9 protein-coding genes and 1 other annotated feature are annotated in these 12112 nt (G+C 38.9%); of the genes, 2 read left to right on the forward strand and 7 right to left on the reverse strand.

What is annotated here, in order from left to right; translation table 11 throughout:
- Positions 1-56: 56 nt before the first annotated feature.
- From tssH to gloA, 5 genes are all read right to left on the reverse strand, one after another.
- On the reverse strand, positions 57-2654 hold the full coding sequence (gene tssH, locus BKL49_RS09855) for a type VI secretion system ATPase TssH (protein ID WP_077424976.1): 2598 nt from the start codon (positions 2652-2654) through the stop codon (positions 57-59).
- 259 nt (positions 2655-2913) lie between these two features.
- Complete coding sequence (gene priC, locus BKL49_RS09860) at positions 2914-3510, reverse strand: primosomal replication protein PriC (RefSeq protein WP_077424978.1); 597 nt, start codon at positions 3508-3510, stop codon at positions 2914-2916.
- A 34-nt stretch (positions 3511-3544) separates the two neighbouring features.
- Positions 3545-4897, reverse strand: coding sequence for a Na+/H+ antiporter family protein (locus BKL49_RS09865; protein WP_077424980.1), 1353 nt, complete (start codon positions 4895-4897; stop codon positions 3545-3547).
- Between the two features lie 115 nt (positions 4898-5012).
- Positions 5013-5134 (reverse strand) — a sequence feature (His leader region).
- Positions 5135-5229: 95 nt separating this feature from the next.
- Positions 5230-5919, reverse strand: coding sequence for a ribonuclease T (gene rnt, locus BKL49_RS09870; RefSeq protein WP_077424982.1), 690 nt, complete (start codon positions 5917-5919; stop codon positions 5230-5232).
- Positions 5920-6010: 91 nt separating this feature from the next.
- The gene (gloA, locus tag BKL49_RS09875) at positions 6011-6418 is read right to left on the reverse strand and encodes a lactoylglutathione lyase (protein WP_077424984.1); all 408 of its coding nucleotides are present in this window, start codon (positions 6416-6418) and stop codon (positions 6011-6013) included.
- Between the two features lie 268 nt (positions 6419-6686).
- Between gloA and pgtP the strand changes: the two genes are divergently transcribed.
- Together pgtP and BKL49_RS09885 are read left to right on the forward strand one after the other, a co-directional pair.
- Complete coding sequence (pgtP, locus tag BKL49_RS09880) at positions 6687-8018, forward strand: phosphoglycerate transporter protein PgtP (RefSeq protein WP_077424986.1); 1332 nt, start codon at positions 6687-6689, stop codon at positions 8016-8018.
- A gap of 129 nt (positions 8019-8147) precedes the next feature.
- Positions 8148-10694 (forward strand): GDYXXLXY domain-containing protein, encoded by a 2547-nt coding sequence (locus BKL49_RS09885; protein ID WP_077424988.1) that lies wholly within the window; start codon positions 8148-8150, stop codon positions 10692-10694.
- A 68-nt stretch (positions 10695-10762) separates the two neighbouring features.
- On the opposite strand, the gene cmoA is transcribed toward BKL49_RS09885, so the two are convergent.
- Together cmoA and BKL49_RS09895 are read right to left on the reverse strand one after the other, a co-directional pair.
- Positions 10763-11485: a carboxy-S-adenosyl-L-methionine synthase CmoA gene (gene cmoA / locus BKL49_RS09890; RefSeq protein WP_077424990.1), complete on the reverse strand. Its 723-nt coding sequence runs from the start codon at positions 11483-11485 to the stop codon at positions 10763-10765.
- Positions 11486-11555: 70 nt separating this feature from the next.
- On the reverse strand, positions 11556-12065 hold the full coding sequence (locus BKL49_RS09895) for an isoprenylcysteine carboxyl methyltransferase family protein (protein WP_077424992.1): 510 nt from the start codon (positions 12063-12065) through the stop codon (positions 11556-11558).
- Positions 12066-12112: the final 47 nt, after the last annotated feature.

Genomic DNA, 12112 nt, shown 5'->3' on the forward strand with positions numbered 1-12112 from the left:
GGAAAAGCAAAAGTGCGGTCAAGTTTTTAGGTGTTTTTTGTGGCAAATATTTTACTTTATTCAAAGCAGATTTGATATTCACCATTTTCAAAGTTGAGGGTGATATTTGTCATTTTAGCTCCGCTTGCCATACGTTGAAGCAGCGCTAAAGAAAGCGGTGGCAAGAGTTGCCCCTCTAAGATTGCATCTACCAAGCGAGCACCGTTGGCATCTGCTTCACATTGTTGTTCAATATGCTCAAGAATATTTGGTGCAATCGTAAAGGTGATTTTATAGCGCTCGGATACTAATTTTTCTAACTTCGCCAGTTTGGCTTTTACAATACGTTGCATTACTTCGGTGTTCAAATAGTGATATTGCACAATTTGCATACGTGCTAATAATGCCGGTTTGAAGAAAGCGAGGAGAGAATGGCGCAATTCTTCATCGGTTTTTACGGCAAAGCGGTCATTAGCGGAATCAAAACCACAGTTTGAGGTGAGCATAAAGAGAATGTTTTTACAATCAATCAAACGTCCTTCTCCATCGGCAAGTTCACCTTTATCAAAGGCTTGATAAAAGAGGTTAAGCACATCGGGATGGGCTTTTTCGACTTCATCTAATAACACAATAGAATAAGGTTTTTGTCGAATGGCTTCGGTGAGTAAACCACCCTCACCATAGCCTACGTAACCCGGAGGGGAACCGATTAAGCGTGATACAGTATGTTTCTCTTGGTATTCCGACATGTTGATAGTGGTTAAAAACTGTTTTCCACCAAAGATATGCTCTGCAATTTGAATGGCGGTTTCGGTTTTACCTACACCGCTAGGTCCTACAAGCAGCAATGCTCCAAGTGGTGTACCGGCTCGACGTAAGTCAGCCATTGCAGTGAGCAAGTTTTTATGGATTTGCTCAATAGCTTGGGATTGACCTTTAATATTATCGTTGAGGATTTCAGGAAGTTTGGTCAGTTTGGTCAGTTCATCTCCCGTCATACTATTGACCGGAATACCTGTCAGATCGGCAATCACCGCGGTGATTTGTTTACTGCCTACTTCAGCATGAATTAAACAGTCCTCCGGGTTAATTGCATCGTATTCTGTTTTTTTCTCTTGTAATTGTGTGATAAATGCTTGATGTTCTTCTTCTGAATAGTCTGCTTCAGTATCGGATATTTTTTCACGCAATACCAAAATCGTATCTACTAATGCTTTTTGTTGTTCAAAGCGTGTTGATAATAATGTTTTTTCTTTTTCTAGCTCTGTTAGCTGATTTTCTAATTTAGTTTTTATACTACCATCAATGGTTTCGCCAAGTTGGTTATCACGGTCAAACTCTGCTATTGCCACATTAATTTCATGAATTTTGTTATCTAAATAGCTGAGGCGTTTTGGTGGGGTGTCCTTCGCTGTTGAAACACGCGCACAAGCGGTATCAAGAATATCAATAGCTTTATCCGGTAACTTTTTAGCTGCAATATAGCGTGCCGAAAGTTTTGTGACAGCTTCAAGTGCATCGCCCGTAATATAAACACCATGTGCTTTTTCATAAAGTGGTTTTAACCCCCGTAAAATCACGATACTTTCTTCGATCGAAGGTTCGTCCACTTTTACCAACTGAAAGCGGCGGGAAAGCGCAGGATCGCGTTCAACGTACTTTTTATATTCTGACCAAGTTGTCGCCGCAATGGTGCGAAGTTCACCACGGGCAAGGGCAGGTTTTAGTAAGTTTGCGGCATCATTTCCCCCTTCGCTACCTCCTGCGCCAATAAGCGTATGTGCTTCATCAATGAAAAGAATAATCGGTGTTGTGCTGTTTTTAACAAAATCAATCACAGACTTTAAACGTTTTTCAAATTCACCTTTAATTGAGGCACCGGATTGTAATGCCGCAAGATCAAGATTCCATAATTCAACATTTTGTAAATGTGGAGGCACCTGTTTGTTTACGATACGCAATGCTAAACCTTCAATCAATGCGCTTTTCCCAACCCCGGCATCTCCCACAACAATTGGGTTATTTTTTCTTCGGCGGGAAAGAATGTCGATCATCAAATCAATTTCTTGATCGCGCGCTAACACAGGATCAATATTACCGTTTAATGCTTTTTCCGTTAAATTTTCGGCAAAACGGGATAAATCAGAGGCATCTGTATGAATTATTTTATTTGTAGCAGCATTTTCTCGGATGGTTTGAGATTCTGATGAACCTTTTGCTAATTCAAGTAAGGATTGACGCAAGGTTTCTTTATTGACTTGATTTAAGAAACTCGCAGCTGAAGTTGGTAAATAGCGCGAAGCATTTAATACGAGTGCCAAGAAAATTGTAGCGCTCCTGATTTGTGATTGTTCAAGCTCCAGTGAACCCAGTAGCCAAGCTTCTTGTAGTACTTCTATCAATAAAGGGGAAAAGCTTGGGACAGAATCAATATTAGTATGGGAATTTTGATTGCCACGCAATAGAAGTGCAGTCAATTCTTCATGAGAAATATTCAGTTTATTTAGAATAAAGCGAACATCAGAAAATGGATTTTCCAAGGACTTTAGTAGTAAATGTGTCGGTAGAACTTCTGATTCTCCACAGCTGATCGCATAGACCGCTGCTTCTTCTAACATTAATTTTGAGCAATCATTTAATGCTCCTAAAGTAGCTGTTAAGTTAATTTTTATCATAGATATGCGATCCTTTTAGGTTATAGAGCTATTTGATATTAATAAATTAAAGCTTTTGTATTCTATTTTTTTACACACAATTTGACTACAACTATTTTAATTATTTAGAACTGTACAAAATAAAAGTAAACTTTAAGCAAAATGAGAAGAAATAAGAAAGGTTAAATGACACATAGCGAAAAAGAAAATTCCGAGTATTTTGGTGATGATGGCGGTTATTTTTAGCCGGCAGATATATCTCACTGTTTAGCAATCTCTTTCATTGATGCTTTTCTTTTTCTAAATTATTTTTGTTTTCCTGATTTTCTTTAAAAGCCAAATATTCTTCTAACAGATCAATGGCTTCTTGGCATTTTTGACGGCGTTGTTTGTAACGTTCGGCAAGTTGGGCAGCTTTTTTTTGTTCTTCAGGATTGGGCGTTATGCGTGCAAGATCCCGCTGTTGTTGATACAAATTATTTAATTGCTCTAGTGCTTCGTAATATTTTTCTAAACGTTCACGTGGGGGAAGTTGATGAATTTGATGTTGTGATTTTTTTGGGGAAACCGATTTTAAAGGTTTTTGTGCCTGAATAGGTTTTCTTTTTCGATTTAATGCCTCGGAGAGTGCGGTGCATTGTTTGAGTAAATGTTCGGTAATAAAGGCATAATGATTCACATCATTGGAATGAAGGGATTTGATTTTTGTTAAGGTTTGTTCAATTTCATTGAAATAAAAAGCGGTGGTTTGCCCATTTTCACTAAATAAAGTGCGGTCAAATTTGGCAAAGATTTTTTCTTCTTGTCGGGATGAATAGGTTTGATGAAGTTGTCGAATTTTTTCTTCCAGCGTTGTAATAAGTGATTGAATGATCATAAAAATCCCCCTGATTGGAGGGGGATTATAATCGTTAAAGATACATTGCTGCAATCCAGCCAAAAATAATCAACGGAATATTATAGTGGATGAATGTTGGTACAACAGAATCCCAAATGTGATCGTGTTTACCATCCACATTTAAGCCGGATGTTGGCCCAAGCGTGGAGTCGGAAGCCGGTGAACCCGCATCGCCCAATGCTGCCGCCACCCCTACAATAGAAACCGTTGCCAATGGCGAGAAACCGAAAGACAAGCAAAGCGGTACATAAATTGACGTGATAATCGGCACAGTCGAGAAGGAAGAACCGATTCCCATCGTGATAAATAAGCCCACGAGTAACATCAAAAATGCGGCAAGTCCTTTGCTTTGAATCACGCCACTGCTCAGCCCTTGAACTAAATCGGTTACGCCGGTTGTGGCATTAATCACATTGGCAAAACCTGAAGCGGCAATCATTACAAAGCCAATCATTGCCATTAGACGTAAGCCTTGTTGGAAAATATCGTTACTTTCTTTGAGTTTGAAAATACCGAAAAGGGCGAAGATCACTAAACCGACCAAGCCGCCAATAATGGTTGAGCTGGTGAAAAGTTGGGTGGCAAAGGTGGCAACAATGGCGATTAAACTTGCCGTGATTTGCTTCGGTTGAATATTGGCAATATGCGTTTCAATGTCTTTTGTTGTCGGTTCTTCAACGACAACATCATATTCACGTGGTTTGTGATAGGTAATAAACACAGCAGTGAGTAAACCTAAAATCATACCGACAACAGGCAATAACATTGCAAGAGAAACCTGCGCGACATCGGTTTGCAAGCCTAAGGCACTCCCTGCCTGATTGATGTTTTTAACCAATACACTTTCAATAAAAATTTTACCGAACCCGACCGGTAACAACATATAAGTGGCGGTTAAACCAAATGTAAGCACACAAGCTACGGCACGGCGGTCGATTTTCAAGCGGTTAAAAATGGAAAGCAATGGCGGCACGACAATAGGAATAAAGGCAATATGTACCGGAAGTAGGTTTTGGGAGGAAATGGAGAATAAAACCAAGACACCAAACATTAAATATTTGAACCACGCAAGATTATTGCCGGTCGGGGTTTTATTCATTTTGGTGATAATTTTGTAGGCGATTAAATCCGTGATACCGGATTTAGAAATAGCAATAGCAAATGCACCTAACATCGCATAGTTCATCGCCACTTCTGCACCACCGCCCAAGCCGCCGGTGAAGGTTTCAATGGTTTTGCTTAAACCTAAATCACCACATAAACCGGCTGTGAGGGCGGCAATAACCAGTGCAATAACCACATTAATGCGTAACAAGCTGAGTGCCAGCAGGACAATAATTGAGATAACAACGGGGTTTGATAACATTGTGTTTTCCTTATAAAAATAATAGTAAAAAGGGATATGTTAAGAATTTTAAGTTCATTTAATGTTGTAATGTCGCATAAGTTAGATTCCTCTAGGTTATAAAATAAATTGTGATAAAAGAAACCCCTCGAAAGTGGTCTCCCGAGGGGTAAGATTTTTATTATCCTGTCTGCTCGGAAGAAATCTTCCAAGCACACCAAAAACCTGAAAGATTAATCAGTAAAATGGTGGCGGTGATGATGACGGATAATAGACATGAGTTAAACTCCAGTAAGAATGTTTTTTAAACTACTGGAAAATAAAAGCGATTGCAACCCCTTTTTTTGAACAAATTAAAGTGCGGTCGTTTTTTCGTTTGTTTTTTCGCTTTCCCCTTCTGCCACAATATGCGGAAAGCCCCCCAAATCTTTCAGATGATTTACCATATAGCAAAATAATTCGGCAGTCCGCTCCGTATCGTACAAGGCAGAGTGGGCTTGTTTGCCGTCAAAGGGAATTTTTGCCGCTTGGCAGGCTTTCACCAACACCGTTTGCCCGAACATTAATCCGGCAAGGCTTGCCGTATCAAACATTCCAAAAGGATGAAACGGATTGCGTTTTACCCCGGTGCGTTCTGCCGCCGCCATCAAAAAACTTTGATCGAAAGCCGCATTGTGCGCCACGATAATGGAGCGTTGGCAATCCGCCTCTTTTTGCCCACGGCGTACCATTTGAAATAAGCCTGTGATCGCCTCTAATTCCGACACCGCACCCCGTAGCGGATTATGAATATCAATGCCATTAAATTTTAAGGATTCCGGATTAATATTTGCCCCTTCAAAAGGTTCGATATGAAAATGGCATTTTTGATCAGGGTGTAAATATCCGTTTTCATCCATTTTTAGGGTGATTGCCGCAAGTTCCAAAAGCGCATCTTTTTTTGCCTCAAAACCTGCGGTTTCCACATCAATAATGACCGGAAAATAACCGCGAAAACGATGTTTTAATTGATTGTGATAAGGGATTTCTTGAATTTCGGACATAACCTATCCTTAGAAAATAAAAAATAACGCAGGTGGTGAACCCACGTTATTAAAAAATGATAAAAATTGACCGCACTTATGAATAACTTTGTTAGTTGCCTAATCCTGCTTTAGCACTTTTATTTTCAATAAATTCAATTTTGTAACCATCAGGATCTTCAACAAAAGCAATTACCGTTGTTCCGCCTTTTACCGGGCCAGGTTCACGGGTAACCTTGCCACCGCTTTTACGCACGGCTTCACAAGTTGCCACAATATCATCCACCCCAATCGCGATATGGCCATAAGCCGTGCCAAGATCATATTCGGTAACGCCCCAGTTGTAAGTCAGTTCAATCACGGAAGATTTATCTTCATCGTCATAGCCCAAAAAGGCAAGGGAATATTTGTATTCCGGATTTTCACTGGTGCGTAATAAACGCATTCCTAATACATCCTGATAAAATTTAATCGAACGGTCTAAATCGCCTACCCGTAACATTGTATGTAAAATTCGCATTGATTTGTCCTCATTTTAAAACAAAAAACGACGGACATTATGCCATAAACCAACGGGAAAATCAGTAAAACCCCTCTTATTCTTTGGCGGAAGATCAAATACACTTGATGAAAAAAACAATCGGTAAAATCACACTTTTTTGACTTAAAACAACAAGGCTTTAAATGTTATTTTAATCTCATTGTATGGTGAATGGCGGTCTGATAAATTTCTTTCTGCATTGCGCTAATGGGCGATCAATGTATTCAAATCTTATTAAGGAGTTTCTATGTTTTCATTTTTGAAAGCCTCTCCGCCGGCTCCACGAATTGACAGTTCCAGAACTGACGCTGAGTATAAAAAATTACGTTGGCAGGTTTTTGCCGGCGTATTCATTGGCTATGCCGCTTATTACCTTATCCGCAAAAATTTCTCGCTTGCAATTCCCTATCTCATTGATGAATATGGTTTCACCAAAGCCGATTTAGGTACGGTGGGCGTGGCGTTATCGCTGGCTTACGGATTTAGTAAATTTATTATGGGTAACCTGTCTGATCGCAGTAATCCAAAATATTTCATCACCATTGGTTTATTAGGATCGGCAACGGTAAGTTTGATCTTCGGCTTAGTGCCGGGCGTTCTCGCCTCTATTCCATTAATGATCGTTTTGGCGGCATTGAATGGTTGGTTTCAGGGAATGGGCTATCCACCGGGTGCAAAAACGATGGCTAACTGGTTTTCCGTCTCCGAACGTGGCGTTTGGTGGAGCTGGTGGAACGTTTCGCATAACCTTGGTGGCGGCTTAATCGGCCCTTTAGCACTGCTTGGTTTAGCGATTTTCGGCAGCTGGCAATCGTTGTTTTATTTGCCTGCGTTAATTGCGATCCTACTCGCTTTCATTATGTTTCGACTAATGCGTGATACGCCTGAATCTCAAGGCTTGCCACCGGTTGATGAATGGAAAGGCGAAAAAGTGGTACAACAGGTTGAATCGGCTCATACCCTTTCTTCTAAAGATATTTTCAAAAAATACATCATCAACAATAAATTCCTGTGGGCAATTGCCATTGCCAATGTGTTTGTGTATTTCATTCGTTACGGCATTATTGACTGGGCGCCAACTTACTTAAAAGAAGTAAAACACTTTTCTGTGGATAAACAAAGTTGGGCGTATTTCCTCTACGAATATGCGGGCATTTTTGGTATGTTGACCAGCGGTTATTTAAGCGACAAAGTGTTTAAAGGCCATCGCGCACCGCCAATGTTATTATTCCTCACCGGTGTCTTTATCGCCATTATCGTGTACTGGAAAAATCCGGCGGGTAATCCATTGGTGGATAATATCTGTTTAATCGCCATCGGCTTTTTAATCTATGGGCCTGTTATGATGATTGGTTTGCAAGCGGCAGATCTTGTTCCGCGTGTAGCAACAGGGACGGCAACAGGATTAACTGGTTTATTCGGTTATTTATTGGGCTCGGCAAGTGCCGGTTATGTAATGGGAAAATTAGTGGATTTATTCGGCTGGGATGGCGGTTTTTATGCGTTAATTCTATCCTGCTTCCTTGGTTTCTTCTTTATTGCATTTACCTTATTTCACAAACCTAATGCAGTAAAATAATCTCTTCAAAAATAAAAGTGCGGTCAAGTTAAAACACATTTAAAATTGACCGCACTTTTTTATTTTATTTCTCTGTCAAAATTGGCAAAATAGCCCAATATTTACTCATCATTACCAAGGAAAGTAAAAATGACAAATCAATCCTCTCTGTTTAATTTATCTTGGATGCGTTATTTAAGTTTATTGTTTTTAATCTTAAGTACAGGATTTTTAGCCAGTGGTATTGTGACATTAATTGCGGCTAATTTGGATTATCTTTCCGATTTAACCAAAATTTACGGTTTGCAGCTGGTTTTGGTCGTTTCGACTTTACTGAGTTGTTATTTCCTTTTACGCGAAAGTCGAAAAGTTGCAAAAGGGAAATTAAAATTGCTTTCTGCCACTTTCTTTTTTATTACCGCAGTGTTTATCGGTGCAGTGTTCGCTTTAGTGGGACAGACCTATCAAACAGGTGCTAATGCTTGGGAGCTGTTTGCGTTGTGGTCGTTGTGTCAGCTGCCTTTATTGTTATTATTGCCAAACATTGCTTCTGCTTTATTATTTATCACCACGACCAATCTCAGCTTATATTTGTATTATGATGCTTGGTTTGATCATAATGTGTTGAATTATGCCATCCTGTTAAATTTTATCTTCTTATTGTTCAGTGAAATTTTTATTCGCCAATTACATGATCAAAACTGGCGCATTTTACCGAAAATTCTTACCTTTTTAGTGTTAAGTCATTTATTTGGCGTTCTTACTATTACCGATAATTTATTTAATGATGCTTACTCCATTGTGTATTTTTTAAAAGTGGTAATTCCTTCGGGAATCGCGATTTATGTGTATAAAAAATACCGATTTGATTTCGTTAATTTAATTATCGCTACCATTTGTTGTATCGTCGCCTTTGCGTTTCTCTTGTTCTCCAACGTGAATTCCATCAATTTTGCCGTATTGTCAGGCTTGCTGATTTTTACCATCACGATCTTTGCCATTATGTCGCTGAATGGTTGGTATAAACAGCATTATCCACATCGTAAGCATATTTCTTGGGCATTATCTATTTTATTAATTTTTGCTATTGTTATCGGCATTTTGACTTTATTAATTTGGTTTTTTTTAACGTTGAACGTATCAGAACCAAAAACCGGCTTGCTGATTCTAAGCGTGATTGTGCTATGTATTGCCTTAGGACTACATTTTGATAATCCTCAGGCAGAAAATCGTATGTCGATTATCATCGGGATTTTCCTCCTGATGGGCTATAGCCTACTTGCCGGTTATTTACTCACCGATATATTTGATTCTCATGGCGAGGCTGGCTTAACCTATCGTGCTCCACTCTTATTTACCGCCATCATCACCGTGTTTTATTTTTTACGCAAAGAGATCTGGCTGAGAACTTTAACTCTCATTGTTGTTTTGGGGATGTGGCATATTTATTTAACGGATCATGCCGTGGTTCACCTGAACCACGATAATCAGGGGGAATACAGTGATGTGCCATTATATTTTGTCACTATGTTGGGTTGTACTATTACCTTCTTTATGCAGAAGGTGTACAAAGAAAACAGCAAAATTAGAGTGCAAATTACACCGATTGCCTGGGCCTGTTTACTTTTTAGTGTGGTTTTTGCCAATTATTTCCTCTCGCCGTTTCTAGTTCACGTGACTGAAACTGTAAATGTACTACCTGAAATTGACACTTTCAGTGAATTCTTCTCAATGATTACCGCAGGATTTTACACCCGTGCTGGATTCAGAATAGGATGGATTGTCTCTTTACTGGTTTGTTTCACGCCGTTGGTGATGTATTTTGCCATCAGTCGTTTTTTCAGTTTAAAAACCGATGAAAAAATGTGCATTGCAGCGATTCTAGCATTATTTACTTTCCTCTTTGTCGGTCAGCCTTCCGTGTTGTTCTTCATTGCACTGTTGCTGATTGCCTACTTTACGGAAAGCCGAATGTTGTTTTTTATCGCCGTGTTATCCTTAGTCTACAACTTGGCAATTTATTATTATTATTTACTTTTTATTCCGTTGCTTTATAAAGCCTTTTTACTGCTGTGCTTTGCGTTGTTATTCTCGGTAGTGGCTATTTACCTGCATAGAAAACATCAACCAGAGACGCAAAGTGCGGTCAGTTTCTCTAATGTTTTTAACGTAAAACCGATAATTGCGCTCTGTACGGTATTGATGATTCTGTTTCCATTGAACTATAAGGTGTGGCAATTTGAAGATGTGTTGGCGACGGGGAAAGCGGTGGTGTTAAAAATAGCACCTGTAGATCCCCGCTCCATTATGCAAGGGGATTATATGTCCCTCAATTATGCGATTTTGACAAACATTAGTACGCAGTTACACATTTCAAGAAACGATGAAGATGTCCCCATTAACGACAAAAAAGCACATCAGAAACGGGTTTATGCGTTAGTGCATTTAGACGGGCAGGGCATTGCCACATTATGTCGCGTAGAAGATCGTATTCCAACGGATTTCTATGATTGTGCGCCAGAAGTGTATCTGCCTGTCAATAATGTAGGCTGGTTTCCACAACTGCCAAGCCAGGAGTATTTTTTTGCAGAAGGCAAAGGACAATATTATGCACAAGCGAAATATGCCGAATATCGCTTTAAAGACGGTATTTTATTGCTTGCCCGTTTGTTGGATAAAGACTTGAAGGGGCTATAAAAAGGAATTTAACGAAAAAGTGCGGTGTTTTTTTAATCCAGCGCACTTTTTTCTTTTGAGAGAACCTACTATTTGATGGCGATCATCGAACCAAAATTAAAGCACTGAAACCACAGTTCTACCTGCGAAAAACCTACATTTTTTAGCCGATTTTTGTGAATTTCGATGGTATCGGTACGCATCACATTTTCAAGGGCGGTGCGTTTTTGGCTCACTTCTAATTCGCTGTAACCATTGGCGCGTTTGAATTGATGGTGCAAATCAATCAGCAAATTATCCACTTTTTCATCTTCAAAACGGAATTTCTCCGAAAGTACCAACAAGCCATTTGGATTTAAACCTTGATAAATTTTTTCAAGCAAGGCAAGACGATCTTCTGGCGGTAAAAATTGCAGGGTGAAATTTAAAATCACCATTGAGGCATTTTTAATTTCCACTTGGCGAATATCGTCACACAAAATTTCTACCGGAATTTCACTCTGAAAAGCCGCAATATGTCGACGACAACGTTCAACCATTGGTTGGGAATTATCGATCGCGATAATTTTTACGTTGGGTTGATGAATATTTCTACGTGCCGAAAGGGTTGCTGCGCCGCGTGAACAACCAAGATCATAGACGTTACTCTTTGCTGTCACAAAACGTTCGGCAAGCATTCCGATTGCAGTGATGATGTTGGAATAGCCGGGAACCGAGCGTTGAATCATATCGGGAAATACTTCGGCTACGCTTTCATCAAAAGTAAAATCGCCCAGTTTTTCAATCGGGGCGGAAAAAATTGTGTCTTTCATTGTTAAATATTTTTAGTTCGAAAGTGCGGTTAGTTTAGAAAATGTTTTTTATGACAATTATATTACGTTATTAAAATAGATGTTTCATCGCACTTTCTTCTTGTCTAATCCTTATTATAAGAAGGGTTAAATAAATAGGCAATCCTAGCATTGCTGTATAGCTTGCTTGACAGAATAAACTAAGTCCAATTAATTCGGGGATTATATTGAGGAAATAATTGGGATGACGAATATATTTAAATAAAAATGAATTGTTTATTTTATGTTCAGGCAAAATGTAAATCTTAACCGTCCAAATTTCATTTAAGCTATAAATAACATAAAACAGCATAATAATAGAAAATACAAGAATTACCAGACCTATTTGTGATAACGTGTTAAATGAAACATCCTTATAATTTGCTTCAGCAATTGCTGAAAGATAAAATAAAATATGTGCGAATGATAATAAACTTGAATTTTTTTTACCGTATTGTATAGCGCCCTTTGCAATTAATGCTTTTTCATTCTTAATTGAGATGGATAAACTGTAAAAGCGAATAGCTAAGATAATAATAAATAGAATATTAATAATTAACATCATTTCCTCTTTATGCGTGAAAAATTAAAAACGTTACAATAGCAAAG

Origin of the sequence: Rodentibacter myodis, from assembly GCF_001999305.1 — a bacterium.
In the GTDB taxonomy this organism is placed as follows: domain Bacteria; phylum Pseudomonadota; class Gammaproteobacteria; order Enterobacterales; family Pasteurellaceae; genus Rodentibacter; species Rodentibacter myodis.